A 22,874-nucleotide genomic window follows, 5' to 3' on the forward strand; every position below is an offset into this window, starting at 1 on the left:
AATCAAAGTCATGTAGCAACTGGTTTACCTGCAGGCACCCCATGACTAGCAAATCAAAAAAAGATCAAAATTCTCAATACCTAGGTAACGTAATTCGCATCAAGGGTGCCCGCCAGCACAACCTGAAAAATGTCGACATCGACATTAAAACTGGTGAAATCACAGTGTTCACTGGTGTGTCGGGTAGCGGTAAAAGTTCGCTGGTGTTCGACACCCTGTACGCCGAGGGTCAACGCCGCTACGTTGAAACCTTCTCGCCTTACGCGCGTCAGTTTCTGGACCGCATGGACAAACCCGATGTAGACAGCATTGAAGGCGTGCTGCCTGCCATTGCAATTGATCAGGCCAACCCCGTGCGCACCTCCCGCAGCACCGTGGGCACGATGACTGAAATCAACGACCACTTGAAGTTGATTTATGCCCGCGCCGCTCACCTGCATTGCCGCCAGTGTGGCCAGTGGGTGCGTGAAGACACCGTGGCCACCATCAAGCAATCGATACTGGACAAAGCGGCTGCCCAAAACGACCCGCGCCTGGTGGTTACCTTCCCGGTGCGTGTGCCTGCAAAATTCACAAACCAGGAAATTGAAGACTTTTTAAGCGCGCAGGGCTACACCCGAATTCACCGTGAAACGCCGATTAAAAAAGGCCGCAGCGTGGTGGAAAAACTGCTGGATGTGGTGCAAGACCGCTTCCGTGTGGCTGGGGTTGAGGAAAGCCGTTTTAGCGACGCTGTGGCAAGTGCTTTGCACCGGGGCAAGGGCAAGGTGAATGTGTTTACCCTGCATGAAGAAGACGGTGCGGAACAGGAGCCTTGGCGCTATTCCGAAGGCCTGCATTGCGCCACTTGCGACCTGGATTATTCAAGCCCACTGCCCAGCCATTTCAGCTTCAACTCCCCCCTGGGAGCCTGCGACACCTGCCGTGGATTTGGAAGGGTGATTGGTATTGATTACGGCTTGGTGATCCCCGATGAAAACAAATCGCTGGAAGAGGGCGCCGTAAAACCCTGGACCACGGAAAGCTTCAAAAGCTGCCAGAAAGATTTGGTGAAGTTCGCCAAGAAGCGCGGCATAGCCACTGACATTGCCTACAAGCACCTGCCCGAAGAACACAAGTTGTGGGTAATAGAAGGTGATGCAAATTTTGACGGCAATTGGGACGGCCACTTGTTCTATGGCGTGGCCCGTTATTTTGAATGGCTTGAAAGCCGCACCTACAAAATGCACGTGCGGGTCATGCTTTCCAAATACCGCAGTTACACACCCTGTGGCGATTGCAATGGCGCACGTTTAAAACCCGATTCCCTGTTGTGGAAATTGCCCAGCGAAACAGCAAAGTACAGCATTCATGAAATCATGCAAATGCCGCTGCTGAAAGTGGCGCAGCTGTTTAAAAACCTGCAACTGCCCGGCGCGTTGGACGAAGCCAGCGATTTGGTGTTGCAAGAAATTCGCACGCGCTTGGGCTTCTTGATTCAAGTGGGTTTGGGTTATTTAACTTTGGACCGGCAAAGCAGAACGCTCAGTGGCGGTGAAGTACAGCGAATCAACTTGACCACTGCGCTGGGCAGTTCATTGGTGAACACCTTGTTTGTGCTGGATGAGCCCTCGGTTGGCCTGCACCCCCGCGACATTGCACGCGTGGCCCAAGCCATGCAGCGCTTGAAAGACGCGGGCAATACTTTGGTTGTTGTTGAACACGACCCGCAGTTGATGAATCAGGCGGACCGGCTGGTGGACATTGGCCCCGGCCCCGGCGAGGCGGGGGGCAACATTGTGTTTGATGGTGCGCCTGCAACAATCGATAAATCAAACTCGCTCACAGCGCGCTACCTGAAAGGCGAGCTGAAAGTGGTGGACAAAATCAAACCGCTCGGTGACTCGAAAGAACACATTGTGCTGACCGGCGTGCGTGCCAACAACCTGCAGAACATTGATTTCAAATTGCCATTGAACAGGCTGGTGGTGCTCACGGGTGTGTCTGGTTCAGGCAAAAGCACTTTGGTGCAAGACGTGCTGGTTCCTGCGATTAAAAAAATCAAGGGCGAGCCCACTGAAGCACCCGGTGAGTTTGATTCTTTGGACGGTGTTGAGCACATTGCGCAACTGGCCTTTGTGGATCAAAGCCCGATTGGCAAAACCACGCGAAGCAACCCGGCCAGTTATGTGGGCGCATTTGATGAACTGCGCAAACTGTTTTCCAAAACAAAAATTGCAGTAGAACGCGATTACAAGCCGGGTTTTTTCAGTTTCAACAGTGGCGATGGCCGCTGCCCCATGTGCGGTGGCAATGGCTTTGAACACGTTGAAATGCAGTTTCTCAGCGATGTGTATTTGCGTTGCGGTGAATGCAATGGCACACGCTATCGCCCGGAAGCGCTGGAAGTAACACTGGAGCGCAAAGGCCAGGTGTTGAACATGGCGCAAGTGCTGGAATTAACAGTAGACCAAGCACTGGATTTGTTCGACAAAGACGCTGCCTTGATGAAGGCACTGCAACCCCTTGCACAAGTGGGTTTGAATTATTTACGCCTTGGCCAACCTGTGCCCACCCTCAGTGGTGGTGAAGCACAACGCCTGAAACTGGCCGGTTTCCTGGCCAATTTGAAACCCACCGCAAGTGGCCAGAAAGTGGCCAAGCGCGGCGACTTGTTTGTGTTTGATGAACCCACCACGGGCCTGCATTTTGATGACGTGGCCAAGTTGATGCGTTCACTGCGTTTGTTACAAGAAGCCGGGCACAGCGTGCTGATTGTGGAGCACAACCTGGACGTAATTTGTGCAGCCGACTGGCTGATTGACCTGGGCCCCGAAGCGGGTGAATACGGTGGTGAACTGGTGGCCCAAGGCACGCCAGAGCAACTTGCAAAAAACAAGGTTAGCCACACGGGTATTGCAATCAAGCAGTACCTTGCGCAAACAAATTTGCTGCATGCAGCTGACTTGAATAAAGGCAGTAACGATCATTTGGTGGCTGAAGCAGCGGCACTGTATGGTTTGAACACAGCAGTCAGCAGGCGCGGGCAGACCGACGGCATTGAAATTCTGCATGCGCGTGAGCACAACCTGAAAAATGTCAGCTTGACCATTCCGCGCGAAAAAATGACCGTGATCACCGGGCCTTCCGGCAGCGGAAAATCCACGCTGGCTTTCGACATTTTGTTTTCTGAAGGGCAGCGCCGCTACCTTGAAAGTTTGAATGCTTACGCGCGCCAGTTTGTGCAGCCTGCTGCCAAGCCCGATGTAGACGCTATTTTTGGCATTCCACCCACAGTGGCCATTGAGCAGCGCACCAGCCGGGGTGGCCGCAAAAGTACGGTTGCAACGGTCACCGAGGTGTACCACTTCCTGCGCCTTATGTTTGTGAAGTTGGGCATTCAGCACTGCCCCACTTGCGAAGTGCCCATTGCCCCGCAAAGCATGGACAGCATGCTGGCGCAAATCATGCAGCACTACAAAGGGCAGGAAATTACCTTGCTGGCCCCACTGGTGCAGGGTCGCAAAGGCATTTACAACGAAATTGCCAAATGGGCTGTAGACCGGGGCTATGAGCGCCTGCGCGTGGACGGCGAATATGTGCCCACCAACCCTTGGCCCAAACTGGCTCGTTATCAGGAACACCACATTGAATTGCCTGTAAAAACCTTGAGCATTCAAGCCAAAGGCGAGAAAGAATTGCGCGAGGTGTTGGCGCTTGCACTGGAGTACGGCAAAGGCACGGTGATGGTGGAGGCACCCGGCAAGAAGGGCGAAACACCTTCCATCCGTTTTTATTCCACCAAACGTGCTTGCCCCAGTTGCGCGCGCAGCTTCCCGGAACTGGACCCACGACTGTTCAGCTACAACAGCAAACACGGTTGGTGTGCCAGCTGCTTTGGGGTGGGCGAGGAAGTGGAAGGCTTCGATGCGGAAACCACCGGCGAAGAAGGCAAGTGGCTTTCCGAACAAGACAAAAGCGCGGAGGAGAATGATGAGGGAACCTACCTGCGCGAGAGTATGGTGTGTGGCGCTTGCAATGGTCAGCGCCTGAACCCCACCGCATTGGCCGTGAAATTCAAGAAAAGCAACATTGCTGAACTGGCCGACCAAACCGTGAGCGACGCACTGCAGTGGGTGGATCAGCTTGAGCTGGACGAACGTGAATCGGTCATTGCGAAAGACATTCGCATTGAAATGGCGGGTCGTTTGAAATTTCTGAAACAGGTTGGGCTGGATTACCTGCACCTGAACCGCAGTGCGCCCACACTCAGTGGCGGCGAAGCGCAGCGCATTCGCCTGGCAAGTCAACTGGGAACCAACTTGCGTGGCGTGTGCTATGTGCTGGATGAACCCACCATTGGCCTGCACACCCGAGACAATCACCGACTGTTGGATGCGCTTGAAGAATTGCGTGCCAAGGGCAATACCTTGGTCATTGTTGAACATGACATTGACACCATGAACCGTGCAGACCGCTTGGTGGACATTGGCCCAGGCGCAGGCAAACTGGGCGGTGAAATTATTTCCCAAGGCTCTGTGGCGGAGGTAACGGCGGACAAGAATTCGCTGACAGGGCGCTATTTGAAAAGCCCGATTCCGCATCTTGCAAGCCCCAAGCGACCCGTTGAAAAAGACACACCGCGCCTGTGTATTAAAAGTGCAAAACTGCACAACATCACCGGTTTGAATGTGGACATTCCACTGGGCCGTTTGGTGGCGATTACGGGTGTTTCTGGCAGTGGCAAATCCACTTTGGCCCGCGATATTTTGCTGGCCAATATGCGCCAATATGTGTTGAATCAAAACAAGAAAGGCAAGCCGGTTCACAACTGGTTCGCTTGCGAATCGATTGAAGGCGCTGAACAAGTGGCGCGCGTGCTGGAAGTGGACCAAACCCCGATTGGTAAAACACCGCGCAGTTGCCCAGCCACGTACATCGGTTTCTGGAACCGCATACGCAATGTGCTGGCCGACACCATTGAGGCCCGCATGCGTGGCTTTGCAGCCAACCGCTTCAGTTTCAATGCAGGGCCAGGCCGCTGCCCGGTGTGCGATGGCCAAGGCATGCAAACCATTGAAATGAACTTCCTGCCCGATGTGAAAGTGGTGTGTGAAGCCTGCCGCGGCAAACGCTTCAACCCTGAAACATTGCAGGTAACCTGGCGCGACAAAACCGCTGCTGAAATTTTGAATATGAGCTGTTCAGAAGCCGCTCCATTCTTTGAGGCTCACCCGGCCATAGCGCAGGCGCTGAATTTGTTGAACGATGTGGGTTTGGGTTACCTGACCATTGGCCAACCCAGCCCCACGCTGAGTGGAGGCGAGGCACAGCGAATCAAACTTGTGACTGAACTGGTGAAGGTGCGCGAAAACAAGGCGGGTGTGCAGATGAGCCCACCCACTTTGTATGTGCTGGATGAACCCACGGTTGGTTTGCACATGAACGATGTGGAAAAGCTGATCGCTGTGTTGCACCGTTTGGTAGATGCAGGCCACACCGTGGTGGTGATTGAACACGACCTGGATTTGATTGCACAAGCGGATTGGGTAATCGACATGGGCCCGGAAGCGGGTATTGGCGGTGGGCAGCTTGTGGCACAGGGCAGCCCACAAGACATGGCCAAAGCCAAGGGAAAGAAGGCTGGCCACACTACCGTAGCCCTGGCGCAGTTTTATACCAATAGAACCTGAATTTCACCAATTGCCGGAGGAACTTTCTGGCCGCATTTGTTCCTTAAATGAAAGGGGATTTTTCCCCTGTCGTTTTGCTAAGAGTTGAGCAAGGGGAATATATGCCGGACAGTCTCTCCGGAGTTGGGAGTTCAGAATCCTTAACTCCTCAAGATATTGTTGCGCAAAGCGCTGCTGGTCTGCCTGTAAGCGGCAGGTCTGAGAGCGATGCTGGCATCTCGAAAGCTGCACTGGCCATTTGGAACAAGCTCAGTGCAGATCTTGTAAAAAATCCTGAGGCAAACTGGAATCAAGCACTGAGTACGGCCGAAGAACTTGCACGCTCTGTTTGCGGCCAAGACCTTGCTGCAGATTTGCAAGCAGATTTGCTCGGCAATTTCAAATTACTTGAGCAAACCTTGAGTGGACTGAAAATTATGCCCACTGATGATCACCCAGACCCTGCCTCTTACATCAAGAACAGGCTTTTGGTATTGAAGCTCAATATCGTCACTGATTCTGAGGATCTCCGAAAACTCCAAAGCCTCAAAACTCCAACCGAATTAACTTGAACTGAACCATCGGAGTACTTCGTCATGACCAATTCAACGACTATATCCACACCTGTGACCACTCGAGGTGCTGGCTCAGATTCTTCCGCGGCACCCCACAAAGACACTTCAATGTCACCCGTTGTCACGTCAGGTTTGGCTGCCACGCAGCTGAATGCCAACTTTGGGAAGGTACCAGGTAAGCAACCCCATGTCATCGACCTGATTAAAGAGTGTTACGAATTCAATGGTAGAGGGGAGATCAGCGACGATTTGTGCAAAGTTATCGATGATCTGGTAGAAAAAGCAGCGTCGCACTGTGAACAAAAACCAGATGAAATCAAACGCACTATTGTTGAAATCATCAAGAACACCAAGCCAGAGCCAGCCAGCGCTTCAACGGCCTCTACCGCGTTGTCTGTTTTATCGCCTGCACTTGCATCCACACCTGAACCGGTGGCGACCGTCCCTGGTGCGCTGTTGGCAGCCTCCAAGGCAAGTACCGAGCCAGCGACCCAGAGAAAGCGGCTTAATGTAGACTTCGTGAATAAGTTACTTAAAAAAAACGAAGTTCTGAATGCTTTGCAGGAAGTTGAGGCTAAGCAGGGTGTGCCGGAAAAACTCATTCAATACAAAAAAGAACTAGAGTCGACAAAGCGCCAAGCATTGTTGGAACAACAAATTGGTGAAGCAACCGCCAATATTGAATCGCTGCCCGATCTGGATACACTTCAGAACGCACTGGTTCATACAGAGTCCAGCGTCAAATTGCTGGTGAAAATCGCATCGTCGGAAAAGAAAAGTCTTGTTGATAACCTGCGAAAAACTGACCTGACCAATCGGGAGCAGGATAAATCAGTCGCAGACCGACGCATTCAGCACTCAACCATTGAGGCTTTTGCCGCTGGCAGAAAGCCTGAGTCTTCCACTGAAGCATCTGTGCACCCCGAAAAGTCATCGGTGCGAAAAATTGAAACCCACTGGTCGAACAGGGTGAGGGATCAGAAAGCCAAGCATGAGGCTGCTGTTCCCGGTTTCAAAAAACTACAGTCTCAATTGGCTGCATCAGTGAACAACATCGTGATACCTGTACTGGAGCCCCAGGCCGAGCTGAACGCCGCCAAGCTGAATGCCCTTGCTGAAAGGGTGAATGCGTTTGAGAAGCTGGAGAAGGAAAAACTGCCAGATCTGGAGTCAAAGCGAAACGATGCAAAAAAAACAGGTGATGTTAAAGAACTCGAATCACTGCTAGGCCAAACCACAGCATGCGAAAAGAATATCAAGACGATTGAAAATCAGAAACGGGAAATTGCGCGACTTCAGCGCATGGTATCGGCGGCGGGTGTTGACTTGATCGCCATCAGGGAATTGAATCTTCAGTTTGGAATTGCGCGTAATAAAGCCAACGTACTGCCTTTTAATCTAGACATGCTTGGAAACGGAGTTGAGTCGCCATCGGTCAACGATGGATTCAGCTTGAATCAGGCTTTGGAATATGGGCGTTCCGGAAGGAGCAATGACGTGATTTCCAGGTCGGTTGCTGTGCGAACTCACCTGGCAGAGTTTGGTTCCAACTTTAATGCGTATGAACACTCAAAAGATCCGACAGTCGACACGGTGCGTGGCGACCGACGTTCATTCCTCAGTGAACTGGGGGGTACTTTGCGTGCGGCGGGTAGTGAGCGTACAAACAAGGTACTCGATTTTCTCAGCACCAAAGAAGGCAGAAAATACATTCATCGACTGTCGGCTTGTAATGTAACAGCCGCAGGTTTTAATGCAGAAACCTTGCAGCTTGATGCGCCGTCTTTGGCCTACAAGGTTGAATCTGGATTCAGCCCACTCAAGAAGTTCATGGTTGGCCGTGCCGGAGTGTATGCGCGAGACCCCGGGGAATATGTGGGTAAGCGCTTGTCATTTTTAAGTCATTTGTCGACCATCCTGCAGAAAGAGATATTCAGGGAAGCACAGCCAGTAACTCTCGAGCATGTCGTCATTACGCCTCAACATGCGGTTGAGGCCTCTTCATTGATTCTTGCCGCATTACCCAATGATTTGTTGGTCGGCAACCATGTTGAGGTGACTCGTTTCATGAAATCGCTGAAACAATATGAAGGCGAGATTCAGCTCTCAGAAAAAAACAAACAGCCAGTCAGTGCCGAGAAGCAACTTTTATTCAAACAGGTGTTGATTGAGTTTCACAACAACGCGGCTTCGTGGGTTGCGAAAAGAGAAGCTGGAGGTGCTGACAAATCGATTTCGGTGGCAAGGAATAACTCAGCGGAAATTGCAGCGAATGGACGCAAAGGTATCTTCCGCAGGGCTTCAACCTCTGTGGGGCATTTTATTAATCTCGCTGGTGGTACTGCAATTCGAGAGGGTTGGTCGTCACTGCAAAATTATTTGTCGAATATTAGCCAGAAGGAGCGCCTGCGTCAGCAGTTTGATCGACCAGAAAACCTTGTACTTATTGCGGATTTGAAGCGTCAGCTGCAGCCACTGACCCAGTCGAAAAACATGACCGATGTGAGTAATGCGCAGGCCCTGATCAAATACCTGGGTGGCAAAAGTTTGACTGTTGAAATGAAGGGCGAATTGAGCCCTCAGCTCAAGAGAATTCTTGTTTCTACAGGTAACTTCTTGAACACGGCGTGGGAACCCCTTTCCAAGGAAAGACCAATGCCGAATGTGATTGGGCTGTCTTCAGTCCAGACCAACAGTATTCCGAATTACGCAACAACACACTTGAGTAAATTTGCGGTGAACACGTCTTCTGAAGCACCGCTTAAACCTGTGGTGCCTTCTTCGGTACCTTTGGTTCGCACTGCTTCAGTACCCCCAGCGGGTGCGCCGCCAGTAGCGTCGAGCAATCAATGGATTTCTAATCTGTGGGGCGGTGTTCTTAATGAGGGCTCAAAAAACCCGACCCAACAACTGACCAAGTTGAAGACTGAGTATCTAGAAGCTTTTCTAGTCAATTATCCAGAGGGAAGTTCTGCCTTCTCGGATCAACAGGTAAAGGCTTATTTTAAAGATCTTGAGTCATTGAATGAAATCGCTGTATTTGCAAATCGGAATGTCAACGACATTCCAGCGCGGATCTTGGAGAAGATGAAGGAGCTAGCGCCGACTTTACTGAATATTAGAAGAGGCGCTGCATTACAAAACCAACTTACACCGCTTGGCGCACGCACACTTCAAAATGTTTCTGGTGACAAAGCAAGGTGCTGGCTTCGGTCGTCGTGGGGGGCTGCTGTAAATGCGCTCCCCAAAGACGAATTCATGGCAAGGGTTGGGTTGGTGGCTCAGTCCATGAACGATGAGTTGGGTTCGCGCAATTTAACTTTCACTGAAATTGGTCAAATCTACGATCAAATCAAGGCGGATCCACTAAACGGTTTACAGACCAAACCAGATCTCGAGTACAAGCAGCGAGCCCTGATGATTTCATTAATGGATCGGGCAGATGATGGCAGCTGGAAGAAGGGCAATACGCTGGCAACGCTGAATCAACTGAAGAAGGGTGAAAATCCGCAAACAGAGGGTGATTTCGGGGTTCTGTTTTTCAAGGCCTTGGAACTTCCATTGATCATTCACAATGGAAGTGACACGGTGCCAGATTTGTATTTGCCGGACAATTACAAAGTGGAGCAACACGGTCACCCGGATACTTGGCCTACCTTGCGATACGATGGGACAGGCGATAAAGGCCACTGGCAGTTTTACGAGAAAGCAGCCGTGGCTTAAGCATTCTGATCAAGAAAACAACATTGGCGCTTAACTTTTCTTTTGACCAATCTTGCTTTCTTTGCCTGCAATCAGGTTGGCAATGTTTTGTTTGTGCCGGTAAATCAGCAGTGCCGACATAATGGTAATTGCTGCCGCTTGTCCGTTAATACCGAACAGCAGCACGTTGTAAAACACGGCAAACAGCGCGGCAATGAGCGCAGCCAGCGATGAATAACGGAAAAAGTAAGCAATCACGACCCAGGTCACTGCGGTGGCAAGGCCTAGTATCCAGTTCAGGCCAAGCAGTACACCCAGTGCGGTGGCAACGCCTTTGCCGCCTTCAAACTTGAAGAAAATCGGGTACAAATGGCCGATGAAAGCGGCCAAGCCTATCCAGGCAATGTCGGTGCGGCTGTAGCCCAACTGGTCTTGAAAGTGAAAGGCCAATGCAACGGCCGCAGTGCCTTTTAGTGCATCCCCAAGCAAAGTAAGAACAGCAGCTTTTTTGTTGCCACTGCGCAGCACGTTGGTGGCGCCGGGGTTTTTTGAGCCATAAGTGCGGGGGTCGGCCAAGCCAACGAATTTGGAAACAACCACTGCGAACGAAATAGAACCAATCAGGTAGGCGATTAGCAGGCCTGCGGCGAAATTAAGCAAAGGTGTCTCCTTGTTATTGGGCTTTGGCGTCGATTTTAGCGACTTTTTGAGCGTGGGTGGCTTTGATTCAGCAAGGTGTGCAGGTGTTCCTTGGCCACATGGGTATAAATTTGCGTCGTTCCAATGTCGGCATGCCCCAAGAGCAGTTGCACCACTCGCAAGTCCGCGCCATGGTTAATCAAATGCGTGGCAAAGGCATGGCGCAACACATGCGGGCTTACTGGGGTTTCAATGCCTGCCTGCAAGGCGAGCCGCTTGATATTTTTCCAGAAACCTTGGCGGGTCATGGGGGTGCCAAAATGGGTTACAAACAAAAAATCACTGGTTTTGCCCTTCAACAATTCACCGCGAGCCTGCTGCAGGTAAAGCTGAATCGCCAACCTTGCGGGTTCGCCCATGGGTACCAAGCGTTCCTTGTTGCCTTTGCCCAGCACCTTCACCGCGCCAACATTCAGGTCAACGGCTCGCAGGGGCATGTTCACCAGTTCACTCACGCGCAGGCCGCTGGCGTACATGAATTCAAGCATGGCTTTGTCGCGCTGCCCTGCGGCATGGCTTAAATCGGGTGCAGCCAGCAGGTTCAGTACTTGTTGTTCGCTCAACGTTTTTGGTATGCGCAGGCCACGTTTCGCGCTTTGTAACTGCGCGCACGGGTTGTCCTCGCGTTGTTTGCTGGTGATTAGCCACAGGTAAAAACGTTTGTAGCTGCTTAGTTTTCGGTTCAGGCTGCTGGGCTTCAATTCCAGCAAATCGTGTACGTGGTTTCGGATGTGTTCGCTGCTGACCTGCAGCAGGTTTTCAGCAAATTGTTCTTCAAGCCAGTTGCCCAGTTGCTGCAAGTCGCTGCGGTAGGCCTGTAGCGTGGCTTTGGCCAATCCTTCTTCAAGCCACAAAGTGGTGCAGAATTCGTCAATCAGATCGGCATTGCTCTTCATTGTGGTGCTGGCAGCATGTGAAAATAAAGGTCATCATACCTTTAGCAGCACCAAGGAGTTCCGTTTTATGTCAATCGCAGATCTTCGAAAAGATTACACCCAAGCCACGTTGAATGAGGCCGATGCATTGGCCAATCCATTCGACTTCTTCAAGCTTTGGTTTGATCAAGCATTGAACGCAGATTTGCCCGAGCCCAACGCCATGACACTGGCCACAGTGAACGCCAAGGGAAGGCCATCGGCGCGTATCGTGTTGATCAAGGGGCTCGATGCGCGTGGCATTACTTTTTTCACCAATTACGAAAGCCGAAAAGGCCAGGAGCTGGCGCAGAATCCGCATGCCGCAATTCTGTTTCACTGGACTGAACTGGAGCGGCAAGTGCGAATCGAGGGCCGGATTGAGAAGTGCAGCCCTGAAGAGTCTGATGCGTATTATCTCTCGCGACCAGCGGGTAGTCGCCTGGGTGCGTGGGCTTCGCCTCAAAGCCAGGTAATCAACTCTCGAGAAGTGCTTGAAGCGCGAGTCAAGCAGGCCCAGGAAGAACAACAGGGCGACCCGCAAACCCGGCCTCCATTTTGGGGCGGTTACCGTCTCGTACCCGATTTTTTTGAGTTCTGGCAAGGGCGGCCGTCGCGACTTCACGATCGCCTGGCTTATACCTTGCAAGGTGATTCTTGGGCAATGTCCCGATTGGCCCCTTGAGGATGAGTACACCCATTCATGGAAAAGAGTAAACCCGGCAAAGCCGCCACACCGCCACTGAAAGTACTGCTGGTTGACGAGGAACCAGGCCGTGCTGCCATACTGGAACGCGCCTTGCTAGATGCTGGTTATGTGTTGGTGTCCCGCCTTAGTTCAGCCGATCGGTTGGCTGAACACGTGGCGGTGTCTCAACCCGACATCGTGATTGTGGACATCGACTCACCCGATCGCGATTGCCTGGAAAACATGGCGGTTTTGTCGCGAAGCAATCCCAAGCCTGTGATCATGTTTTCTGATGAAGACAATGAGGACACGATCGCCAGCGCGATCAAGGCTGGTGTAAGTGCCTACGTGGCCGACGGCATGAACCCGGATCGGGTTCGCCCCATTGTGCAGGTGGCCGTGGCGCGTTTTCGTGAATTTCAGGCGTTGAGAAACGAGTTGCAGAAAACCCGTGATCAGCTGGCGGACCGCAAGTTGATTGACAAAGCCAAAGGCCTGTTGATGAAGCACCGCAAATTCAATGAAGACGAGGCCTACCACGCCATGCGAAAGCTTGCCATGGAGCGCAACCAGCGCCTGGTAGACACAGCCCGCAATGTGATTGAGGTGTTTGAAATGTTGGGCGGAGGTGGTTTGTAATGCAACAGGAAATTCGCATTGGCGTCATCGCACTCACCGACTCCGCTCCATTCGTGGTGGCCCAGAAAATGGGTTTTTTCGAGGCCGAACATTTGTCTGTAGATCTGGTCAGGCAGGCATCCTGGGCCACGCTGCGCGACAAGCTGGCTTATGGCGAAATTGAAGCCGCTCACATGCTCTCGCCCATGGCGATCGCCTTGCAACTGGGTTTGGGGGGCTCTCCCAAAAAAGACGTATTGGCACCGCTGGTGTTGAATCGAAGCGGCAATGCCATCACGGTTAGCAAGCCTTTGGCCGCGATGATTGCCGGGCTTGTTGAAGGTGAAACGCTGGGTTCAAAATTGCGTGCAGCAAAATCCCGGGAAGAACGTTCCATGGTGTTTGGCACGGTGTTTCCGTTTTCCATGCACACTTTGCAGCTTCGCCGCTGGTTGCGTTCGAATGATGTAGACCCGGATCAGGATGTACGTTTTGAAGTGGTCCCGCCGGTTCGCATGGTGGCCTCGCTTCAAGCTGGTTTGATCGATGCATTTTGTGTGGGCGAGCCCTATAACTCCCTGGCGGTGAATGAGGGGCTTGGCACCATTGTGGCTACCTCCAACAGTTTGTGGCCCAAAGCCCCTGAAAAAGTATTGGGCTGCACGCGCGCCTGGGCGTCTGAGAACCCTGTTGCCCTGAGTGGTTTGATCAAGGCGCTTCGGCACGCCTGCAATTGGCTTGAAGGCGGGGTCGAGAATCGAAGCAAAGCAGCGGGTTGGCTGTCTACTTCGGATTACGTGAATTTACCCGGCTCTGTGCTTGAAATGGCTTTGTTGGCCACCATCAAAGGCGGAGCCGATCCGTTTATTCAGTTTGACGGTGCCGAGTTGACCGAAGACCAGCGCCCGATGTTCGAGTCGCTCGTGGTTGAAACCCTTGCATTAACAAACGCTCGTCCTTCGGACGCTATTCAGTTCGACAGTGGCTTGAGACCCTTCGGTTTTTAGTTCGGAGAGAAGTATGTGGGGCGCACATGTGAGAGTTTTGCGATTCGCCTGGATTGCACATTTGGGTTTTCTGTTTTTTCATTCTGGCGTGCAGGCGGCCACACGCACTGACATCGATCATGCAATTGTGCAGTTGGGCAAAGCAGTGCCCAATATGAAACTTGAAGTTGAGCTGACGAAAACATGGAGCCGGGCCTATGTGTCGGATCGCATCGAGGGTGCTTTGCTTACCATGGACCCCGATTTTTTGAATCGCTTAACGCCCGATGGTGTGTTGTTCGTGATTGCCCATGAGTACGCGCATGTGCACTTGGAGCATCAGAAAAAGCTGGGCATGAAAGCCATGGAATTGGCTGGTATGCCAACTCCCGACATGGCCTTTGATGCGATTGAGCGCAACCCGGCCACCATGGAAAAGCTGCACGCCATGAATCGCCAGTTTGAATTGGATGCTGACGAGGCAGCCACCAAATGGCTGGCCAGCTTGAACATTGTTGCCTGCACCGAGGATGTGCTGCGCAGTATCGACGGTGCTGACATGATGATGCCGGTGGTGCCTTCACACCCCGGTTATTACAGTCGCAGACAGGTCATTTGTCGAAAGTAATGCAGAGCGCTTGTTTAAGAGATGAACTTGCCGGGATCCAGATTCAATGATTTCGCAATGGCTTCAAACTGTGATTTGTCTTCTGGGCGAATGTAGCTGCCAACCATGTTTGAATCGACGTTCTGAAAGCCGCGGTCCCCACGCGCTACATGTTCCAGCAAGGTCCATGCACACAAACCTTGCTGCCTGTTATTCAAAAGCCCTGGGTTTTGAATTTGCTTATTGACCAGGTAAGTTGACAGCGCTTTCCGTGTCTCGACCCGAATCATCGGGATGTCCCGGTCGATTGCATTGCAGCGGAAAATAATTTCCCGGGCCTGTTCGTTTCTTAGTGTATCGCTCGCGATTGCCAGCGTGGCTTTTTTTGCAGGCCGGGCTTGTTCTTCAAGGCTGACCTGGCTTAATACCCTGGTTAATGAACTGGTTGGGCGGGTTGCGCCAGCGGGGGTGGTGTTGTCGATAGTCATGGCGTTGGATGCGTTGAAATGAAAAGGACCACTTAGTGAACGTGTGGTCCTTTCAGTTCCATGCCGTGACAAATTACTTAAACTGCTTGTGCAACCCACTCCACCCAGTGGCGAACATCCACTGTTGCATCGCTTTCCAAATGCCCCAAACAACCAATGTTGGCTGATGCTATGGCTTGCGGTTTGCCCGCCATCAGGTTGGCCAGCTTGCGTTTTTTCAATTCTTTCGACAACTCAGGTTGCAGCACCGAATAAGTACCGGCTGAGCCACAACACAGGTGCGAATCGGCCACGGGTGTTAATTTAAAGCCCAGGGTGGTCAGCACGTTTTCAATTACGCCCTTGATTTGTTGGCCATGCTGCAAGGTACAAGGTGGATGAAAGGCAATGCTGCCAGGGATGCGCTGCTGCTCGATGGCGGCTTTCACCTTGGTGCCCAAGCGCGCTAGCCCGTCTGCATTTTGTTGGGTGATGAACTCGCCAATGTCCAGGGTTTTCTCGCTGACCAGTTTGGCCTTTTCCGCGTACTCTGGATCGTTTTCAAAATGGTGGGCGTATTCACGAACTGTGACGCCGCAGCCTGATGCATTCATCACCAACGCCTCGGCCTCGCCGCTTTGCAGCAAGTTGTACCAAGCGTCGATGTTGGTTTTCATTTGAACCAGACCGCCAAGGTGGTCGTTCAAGTGAAACTTTACGGCGCCACAACAACCCGATTCCTGAATCACCATGCTTTGAATGCCCAATGCATCGAGAATCACGGATGTTGCAGAATCAATCGACGGCATCATGGCGGGCTGCACACAGCCTTTCAGCAAGATCACTTTGCGTGTATGCGCTGTGCTGGCAAAGGGCAGGGTGGGGCGTTTGGCCGGCACTTTTTTCTTGATACTTTCTGGCAGCATGCCACGCACCGCTTTGCCCATGGCCATGCCCGCTGTAAACATGGGGCGGTTGGTCATCAGCATTTTCAGGCTTTCACGGGTCAGCTTTTCAGCCATGGGGCGCTCAACACGCTCATCCACAATTTTGCGGCCAATGTCGATCAACTGGCCGTACTTCACACCGGAAGGACAGGTGGTTTCGCAATTGCGGCAGGTTAAGCAGCGGTCCAGGTGTTGCTGGGTTTTGCGCGTAACTTGCTTGCCTTCCAAGACCTGTTTGATCAGGTAAATGCGACCACGCGGGCTGTCCAGCTCATCGCCCAGAATTTGGTAGGTGGGGCAGGTGGCCGTGCAAAAACCGCAATGTACGCATTTGCGCAGAATTGCATCGGCGGCTTTGCCATCGGGGGTGTCTTTGATCCAGTCGGCGAGTTGGGTATCCATGCGTTCTACTTACAAAATGGGTGACAGGCGGTTGATGCTGAACACACCAGCCGGGTCGAATTGTTCTTTCAGGCGGCGTTGCAGTTTCAGCATGACCGCATCAGGTTGCTGGAATGCGTGCACGCGCGCGGCGTCGTTGCCTGTGCGGTACAGGGTGGCGTGGCCACCCACGCGTTTGGCGGTGGCGCGAATTTGCTCGGCCGTTACGCCAGCATCGGCACGAAGCCAGCGCAGCCCGCTGCCCCATTCGTGCACACTTTGACCATGCATGGCCAAATCAACGGTGGTGGGCGGCACGGCCATGCGCCACAAATCGCCTTCGGCTTTGAAGAATGCATGTTGCTGGTCGCGCACGCTGGTCCAGAAGGCTTGCGCCTGCCGGCTTTCCATTTCCTGCCCGCCCATGTTTTTGGTGGCAGCCTGTACCGCTGCGCTGGCACCGCGCAGGCGAACTGTCAGCTTACCGTTGTCGAAAAACGTGGCAGAAATTGGAAGGGGTTTCGATAGCCATTCATTGCTTTGAGCAATCGCTTTGTTCACATCCATGTCGAACTGCAGTGTGGCTTCGGCGGGCGCAACCGGCATGACCTTGATCGACAATTCGGTTGCAATACCAAGCGTGCCCATGCTGCCGGGAATTACGCGGGCCACGTCATAGCCCGCCACGTTTTTCATGACCACACCGCCAAAGTGCAGCAGTTGACCTTTGCCATCGAGCAGGGTGCAACCCAGCACATAATCTTTCACGCCACCTTTACTCAGGCGTGCGGGTCCGGCAAGGCCGCTGACAATCGCGCCGCCAATGGTGCCGTTGTCACCGAGCCTGGGTGGTTCAAATGCCAGTTCCTGCTTTTCAGCAGCAAGGGCAGCTTCCACTTCAGCCAAGGCAGTGCCCGGCTTCACCGTGATCACCAGTTCCGTGGGTTCATATTCCACAATGCCGGCCCATTGGCGCATGTCCACTTCCTCGCCTTGCAGGGGGCCACCGTAAAAATTCTTGGTGCCGCCGCCCAACGGGCGAAGTTGTGTCTTGTTGCGGGCAGCCAGTTCAACCTGTTTGCACAGGTCATCGATAAAGTCGCTCATGATCTCGTTCTTTTAAAAGCGGGGAAGGTCTGCGAAAGGCACCTGGCCGCCATGCACATGCATGCGACCATATTCCGCGCAACGGTGCAGCGTTGGAATGGCTTTGCCGGGGTTGAGCAAACCGGGTTCGTCGAAGGCTTTCTTCACCGCGAAAAATGCATCCAGTTCAGCACGCGAAAACTGCACGCACATCTGGTTGATTTTCTCGATGCCCACGCCATGTTCACCGGTCACTGTGCCGCCCACTTCCACGCACAGTTCCAGAATTTCTGCGCCGAAATCTTCAGCACGTTTAATTTCTTCAGGCTTGTTCGCATCGAACAAAATCAGTGGGTGCAAATTGCCGTCGCCTGCATGAAATACGTTGGCGCAGCGCATATCGTATTTCTTTTCCATCTCGGTGATGGCGTTCAAGACTTTGGCCAAACTGCGGCGGGGAATGGTGCCGTCCATGCAGTAGTAGTCGGGCGACACGCGGCCAGCAGCCGGAAATGCATTCTTGCGGCCGGCCCAGAATTTCAGGCGTTCGGCTTCGCTTTGCGACACCTTGATGGCGGTGGCACCGCAGCCGTTCAGCACGCGGGTCATTTCCGCAATTTCTTCGGCCACTTCTTCGGGTGTGCCATCGCTTTCCAGCAGCAAAATGGCCTCGGCTTCGGTGTCGTAACCTGCTTTTACAAAGGGCTCCACCATTTGGCTGGCGCGCTTGTCCATCATTTCAAGCCCGGCTGGGATAATGCCTGCGGCGATCACGGCTGCCACTGCATTGCCTGCATTGGCCACGTCGTCGAAGCTGGCCATAATCACCTGCGCCAAAGCGGGCTTGGGTACCAGCTTCACGGTCACTTCTGTAACCACAGCCAGCATGCCTTCTGAACCAATCACCAGGTTCATCAACTCAAGGCCGGGAGCATCGGGTGCTTCGGAGCCGAATTCAACGATTTCGCCTTCGATCGTGATGGCGCGTACCTTCAACACGTTGTGCACCGTGAGGCCGTACTTCAGGCAGTGCACGCCACCGCTGTTTTCGGCCACATTGCCGCCAATGGTGCAGGCAATTTGGCTAGAAGGGTCGGGCGCATAGTACAACTGGTGCTGGGCCACGGCCTCGGAAATGGCCAGGTTGCGCACGCCGGGTTGCACCACCGCACTACGAGATTGCACATCTACTTTTAGAATTTTGTTGAACTTGGCCATACCCAGCAAAATGCCGTGCTTGTGGGGCTGCGCACCGCCGGACAAACCGGTGCCCGCACCGCGTGCCACAACCGGTACGTTTAGTCTGTTGGCCAGCTTCAGTATTTCGATAACCTGTTCTTCGGTGTCGGGCAAGGCCACCACCATGGGCAACTGGCGAAACAGGCTTAAGCCGTCGCATTCATAGGGTTTGGTGTCTTCTACCTCGTGCAACACAGCGTGGGCGGGCAGAATCTGGTTCAAGCCCGCGATCACTTCCGCGCGTTGGGCGGCATTCAGTACAAAGTCTTCAGTGGGCGCATTCATAGGGGTACCTCTTTGACAGCTTTCAAGCATACTCAATTATTGTATGAATGGTAATTGGTGCTTGCCCGAAGCAGTTTTGCTTGTTAGTCAAAAGTGAATTGCCGGTTTGTTTTGCCAACTCGGCATGGGTTACTTGTGTCGCATGTCATTGGTGACTTTTGATCTGAACTTGAAGGGTCACCGCTAGGGTTTTTTACTAACTCGACGCGTGTTACTTGTGCCGCACTGAAAACCGCTTGATCCCTTTCTGAATTTATTCTAGCTCACCGAGCTCGGCAAAAAAGCGGGCCGAGTCTCGGTGTCGGCTTGAAGCCGAACGCTGCGAATAAACTCAAACGGGGCGGTTTCCTTGAAGTGCGTCCCAAGCAATCCCACTGCCGAGTTGGCCTAAACCTCCCGTGCGCGACCACTTGCAGGTTCAGCTCCGAGTCACCGCTGGGTTCAACGCCCAATCGGCGGCGGTTTTTCGATCGCCTCGCCTTCAAGAAAACCTGCCCGTTTGAATTCAACCGCCACGGTCGGCCATGGGCCGGCACCGAGACTCGGCCCGCTCTTTTGCCGAGCGAGGTGAGTCAGGGTGAATCTCAAAAAGGGAAATACAGGTTTTCAGGCGAGAGATTGAAACCCAAGCCGATCGGGCTGTGAACAAGCTGACTGAGTTATCTACACCAGCAAGTGAGCAAAAGCCTGCCTCGTGCTAGCTGGCGGACGTTGCCAATTCGCATCGCGGCCGCGTCACCATGCCGTACTCCCGCTTCTCCAGCAGCGCCGGGTTCTCAGCCAATTGCATGGCGCCTGCAAAGGCAATCATTGCCCCGTTGTCGGTGCAAAGGCTCAGCTCGGGGAAGTAAACTTCCACTCCACGCTTGCGCGCTGCTTTCACCAACTGTTCTCGCAACAATTTGTTTGCGCCCACACCACCGGCAACAACCAATCGTTTGTGATCTTGCTGCAAGCAGGCCGCCAATGCTTTCTTGACCAGCGTTTCAACAATTGCAGCTTGAAAACTGGCAGCCAGGTCGGCTTTGTCGGTGTCGCTGATCACCATGGTTTCAGAAGGTTGCTTAACACCTGCCAATTTCATGGCGGTGGTGAGCACGGCGGTTTTCAAACCAGAAAAGCTGAACATGTAATCGCCGCTGTGCAACATGGGACGGGGCAACTTGAATCGCTCGGGATTGCCGTTTTCTGCCAGTTTCGACAAGGCTGGGCCGCCAGGGTAGGGCAGGCCGATCATTTTTGCGGTTTTGTCAAAGGCCTCGCCAGCGGCATCATCCAATGTTTCGCCAAGCAGGGAATAACGGCCCAACCCTTCAACACCCATTAATTGAGTGTGCCCGCCACTAACAAGCAAAGCAGTAAAGGGGAAGGCTGGTGGGTTGGCAGAAAGCAAAGGCGATAGCAAATGCCCTTCCAGGTGGTGCACGGGAATCACAGGCAAATTGAGACCCATCGCAAGGCTGTATGCAAATGCGCAACCCGCCATCAGGGCGCCCGGCAACCCGGGGCCAGTGGTTACTGCAATTGCGTCCACTTCTTGCAGGGTAATGCCAGCCTGGGCAAAGGTTTCGTCCATCAAGGGAATCAAACGACGAATGTGATCTCGAGAGGCCAGTTCTGGCACCACGCCGCCGTAATCGGTGTGCATTGCAATTTGAGAATACAAGGCTTGCCCTAGAATGCGCCCCTCGGTGGTGCACAGTGCCACACCTGTTTCGTCACAGGAACTTTCAAAACCAAGCACAATTTTGGGAGGGTTTGCAACGGAAGTCACTTCAGGCAGCCAGAACAAAATTAACGCCTCATTTTAGCGTGGCTTCGTTAAGTAATTGAATCTGAAAGGCTTCAAGTGCGAGTAATAGTCAAAACATTTCAAATCGGAGACATTTCATGTTGATCGGAGTCACCAGAGTACTGGGACCCCTGCTGTTGGCGGTTGGGCTTGCGGGTTGTCTGTCGGAAACCGACCCGACAATGGTCGGCAATTCGGGCTCCAGCGGCGGCGGTGGCGTTAGTCCATCTGAAACCGAAATGCCACTGCGGGTGAAAAACCAGCAAATGGCCACTGGCCACGCGGCGCGTGTTGAGCAGGTGGTCATTCCCGCTTTTGATGGCACTGACTTGGCATTGACTGTCTATTTCCCTGAATTGGATGCCGGTGAGGCGACCCCTTTGTTGCTGCACTCCCATGGCTTTGGAGGCACCCGTGCCGCCACGCTTGATTTTGACGAAGCCGCGCAAACATCTGAAATTGGTGTTGACACCCTGCAGGTGGCTTACAACGAAAAACAGCCTGTGGCTGGCCGGGCCGGTTGGTATGTAATTTCCTATGATCAGCGCGGCCATGGCGAAACCGGCGGCAATGTCACGATTCTTGATCCTGATTTCGAAGGCAAAGACTTCAAAACCATCCTTGACTGGGCAGAAGCCAATTTGCCCAACCTGGGCTACCGCAGCAAAGCCGGTGCATTGAACCCAGTGGTGGGCACCATTGGCCGCAGCTATGGTGGAGCGTTTCAATTAATTGGCACCGGGCTTGATTCCCGCATTGATGCCATGGTGCCCAATGGCACCTGGTACGACCTGCGTTACAGCCTGAACCCCGGCGGCGTGCCCAAAACCACCTACCTGAACGGATTGGTGGCGGGGGGCTTGGAAAGCAACCGCGGGCGTTACGACCCCTTCCTGTTTCAGGGGCTTGTCGAGGCCAATACCACGGGCGTGGTTTCCGACGAAATTGTGAAACGATTGGGCTCGCAAGGTTCTATCTCCTATTGCGATTTGTCGGCCAACCTGCCCAGGGGCATGACGCTGAAAACCGATGTGCCCGCGTTTTTTATTCAAGGTGCTACCGATGTGTTGTTCAACCTGAATGAAGCGATTCAAAACTTTGAGTGCTATCGCAAGGTGAATGCAGACGCAAAATTGTTGTTCGTCAAATACGGGCACCTGCTCAATGCCTTGGGCGTTCAGCAAGACCCCAACGCGGCGCTGGAAGGCACCGGTGCCAAATACGCCTTCAATGAAAGCCTGATCTGGCTGAAGACCGCACAAAACTCATGCCCCGCAGCCAATTGGGATGCGTCAACAGGCCGCTGTGTTCTTCCGCTAAAAAACATGATGTTCCAGTTTCTGGCCCAGCATTTGGTGGGCAGCAGGCAAGCCCGCTCGCAGAATTATCTGGGTTTCGACCCAATACCATTGCCTGAAATCGCATCGGTGCTTGAAGACAGCAGAAACGATCCCACTGCGATTGAAGTGAAGTCCAATTCATCGAACCGACCCAAACTAGAAGGTGTGCGTGCAGCTTCAGCGTTCAGTACGCCCACGCAAGTGATCGCGGGTGTGGCGGGCCTGTTTACAGGTTTAACCTCCACACAGGCGGCTCAACTTGCGCAGCCTGTTTATGTGGAACTGAACAATGCCAACGAGAAAGGCTGTTTTGTAGGCACGCCCAAAGCCACCGTGAAAGTGGAGCCTGTTGGCCCAGCTTCGCCCGAGTCGCCCATTGTTTACGTGGGGATTGGACTGAAACGCGCCGATGGCACGCAAACCGTGTTGCACGATCAGGTCACGCCCTTGAAGGGGTATGGCGAGAAAGCCATTGATCTGCCCGGTATTTCTGTTCAGCTCAAGGAAGGGGATTCACTCACCCTGACTATTCAGGGCTACAACCCAGTGTTTGTCAGCAGCTTTAACCGCTTGCCAGTACCCGTTACCGTCAGCGCCAGCGTGGCCTTGCCCAATCGGGTTCAAGATCCTACAGGCTTCTGCGCCCTGTAATCAAACAGCGCACCGTTCTACGCAGAATGGTGCGCTGCACTAGTTGGGTGCCAGCCGCCCAGCCCAATTTCATCCCATTTCAATAAAAACAGCCTCTTTGTGGTGCAAAACCATGTCGAAATGGCTGGCACGACCCTTGCATTGATACGGGTGTAGGTCGTCAACGGCGGCGATCTGCAGGTGGATTGACAGGTCTCCCACGGTTGCGCAAGTGGCCAAGGGAGTTGGACAACGGCGTCCGTGCTG

15 protein-coding genes are annotated in these 22,874 nt (G+C 53.2%); 8 read left to right on the forward strand and 7 right to left on the reverse strand.

All coding sequences use genetic code 11. The features are described 5' to 3' along the window. The first annotated feature begins 41 nt into the window (after positions 1-41). The 3 genes from uvrA (at position 42) to FRIGORI9N_RS14705 (ending at position 9,949) form a co-directional block, all read left to right on the forward strand. Positions 42-5,672, forward strand: coding sequence for an excinuclease ABC subunit UvrA (gene uvrA, locus FRIGORI9N_RS14695; RefSeq protein ID WP_159572691.1), 5,631 nt, complete (start codon positions 42-44; stop codon positions 5,670-5,672). Between the two features lie 47 nt (positions 5,673-5,719). Then, on the forward strand, positions 5,720-6,223 hold the full coding sequence (locus FRIGORI9N_RS14700) for a hypothetical protein (protein ID WP_159572693.1): 504 nt from the start codon (positions 5,720-5,722) through the stop codon (positions 6,221-6,223). A gap of 111 nt (positions 6,224-6,334) precedes the next feature. Continuing rightward, entirely contained in the window at positions 6,335-9,949 is a 3,615-nt protein-coding gene (locus tag FRIGORI9N_RS14705; protein WP_159572695.1) for a hypothetical protein, read from the forward strand. A gap of 30 nt (positions 9,950-9,979) precedes the next feature. On the opposite strand, the gene plsY is transcribed toward FRIGORI9N_RS14705, so the two are convergent. Together plsY and xerD are read right to left on the reverse strand one after the other, a co-directional pair. Then, on the reverse strand, positions 9,980-10,588 hold the full coding sequence (plsY, locus tag FRIGORI9N_RS14710) for a glycerol-3-phosphate 1-O-acyltransferase PlsY (RefSeq protein WP_159572697.1): 609 nt from the start codon (positions 10,586-10,588) through the stop codon (positions 9,980-9,982). A 35-nt stretch (positions 10,589-10,623) separates the two neighbouring features. Then, entirely contained in the window at positions 10,624-11,523 is a 900-nt protein-coding gene (gene xerD, locus FRIGORI9N_RS14715; RefSeq protein WP_159572699.1) for a site-specific tyrosine recombinase XerD, read from the reverse strand. A 67-nt stretch (positions 11,524-11,590) separates the two neighbouring features. On the opposite strand from xerD, the gene pdxH reads away from it, so the two are divergent. Genes pdxH through FRIGORI9N_RS14735 form a run of 4 tightly spaced genes read left to right on the forward strand, consistent with a single transcriptional unit; the run spans position 11,591 to position 14,461 of the window. After that, positions 11,591-12,226, forward strand: coding sequence for a pyridoxamine 5'-phosphate oxidase (gene pdxH, locus FRIGORI9N_RS14720; protein ID WP_159572701.1), 636 nt, complete (start codon positions 11,591-11,593; stop codon positions 12,224-12,226). A gap of 18 nt (positions 12,227-12,244) precedes the next feature. Next, entirely contained in the window at positions 12,245-12,868 is a 624-nt protein-coding gene (locus FRIGORI9N_RS14725) for an ANTAR domain-containing response regulator (RefSeq protein WP_159572703.1), read from the forward strand. Continuing rightward, a complete protein-coding gene (locus FRIGORI9N_RS14730) occupies positions 12,868-13,854 on the forward strand; it encodes a CmpA/NrtA family ABC transporter substrate-binding protein (RefSeq protein ID WP_159572705.1) in 987 nt (328 codons plus the stop codon). Before FRIGORI9N_RS14725 ends, FRIGORI9N_RS14730 begins: the two co-directional genes overlap by 1 nt. A 13-nt stretch (positions 13,855-13,867) precedes the next feature. Beyond that, on the forward strand, positions 13,868-14,461 hold the full coding sequence (locus tag FRIGORI9N_RS14735; protein WP_159572707.1) for a M48 family metalloprotease: 594 nt from the start codon (positions 13,868-13,870) through the stop codon (positions 14,459-14,461). 14 nt (positions 14,462-14,475) lie between these two features. Here the strand turns inward: FRIGORI9N_RS14735 and FRIGORI9N_RS14740 are convergent, their stop codons facing one another. The 5 genes from FRIGORI9N_RS14740 to tsaD form a co-directional block, all read right to left on the reverse strand. Then, positions 14,476-14,928: a hypothetical protein gene (locus tag FRIGORI9N_RS14740; protein ID WP_159572709.1), complete on the reverse strand. Its 453-nt coding sequence runs from the start codon at positions 14,926-14,928 to the stop codon at positions 14,476-14,478. Between the two features lie 77 nt (positions 14,929-15,005). Then, the gene (gene glcF, locus FRIGORI9N_RS14745) at positions 15,006-16,256 is read right to left on the reverse strand and encodes a glycolate oxidase subunit GlcF (RefSeq protein ID WP_159572711.1); all 1,251 of its coding nucleotides are present in this window, start codon (positions 16,254-16,256) and stop codon (positions 15,006-15,008) included. A 9-nt stretch (positions 16,257-16,265) separates the two neighbouring features. Beyond that, positions 16,266-17,342, reverse strand: coding sequence for a glycolate oxidase subunit GlcE (glcE, locus tag FRIGORI9N_RS14750; protein ID WP_159572713.1), 1,077 nt, complete (start codon positions 17,340-17,342; stop codon positions 16,266-16,268). A gap of 12 nt (positions 17,343-17,354) precedes the next feature. Beyond that, the gene (locus tag FRIGORI9N_RS14755) at positions 17,355-18,845 is read right to left on the reverse strand and encodes an FAD-linked oxidase C-terminal domain-containing protein (RefSeq protein ID WP_159572715.1); all 1,491 of its coding nucleotides are present in this window, start codon (positions 18,843-18,845) and stop codon (positions 17,355-17,357) included. A gap of 697 nt (positions 18,846-19,542) precedes the next feature. After that, complete coding sequence (gene tsaD, locus FRIGORI9N_RS14760; protein WP_236550929.1) at positions 19,543-20,592, reverse strand: tRNA (adenosine(37)-N6)-threonylcarbamoyltransferase complex transferase subunit TsaD; 1,050 nt, start codon at positions 20,590-20,592, stop codon at positions 19,543-19,545. Between the two features lie 143 nt (positions 20,593-20,735). Here tsaD and FRIGORI9N_RS14765 point away from each other — a divergent pair, with 143 nt between their 5' ends. Next, complete coding sequence (locus tag FRIGORI9N_RS14765) at positions 20,736-22,628, forward strand: alpha/beta hydrolase (protein ID WP_159572716.1); 1,893 nt, start codon at positions 20,736-20,738, stop codon at positions 22,626-22,628. The last annotated feature ends 246 nt before the right edge of the window (positions 22,629-22,874 follow it).

It is taken from the genome of Limnobacter sp. 130 (genome assembly GCF_902506325.1).
In the GTDB taxonomy this organism is placed as follows: Bacteria; Pseudomonadota; Gammaproteobacteria; order Burkholderiales; family Burkholderiaceae_B; genus Limnobacter.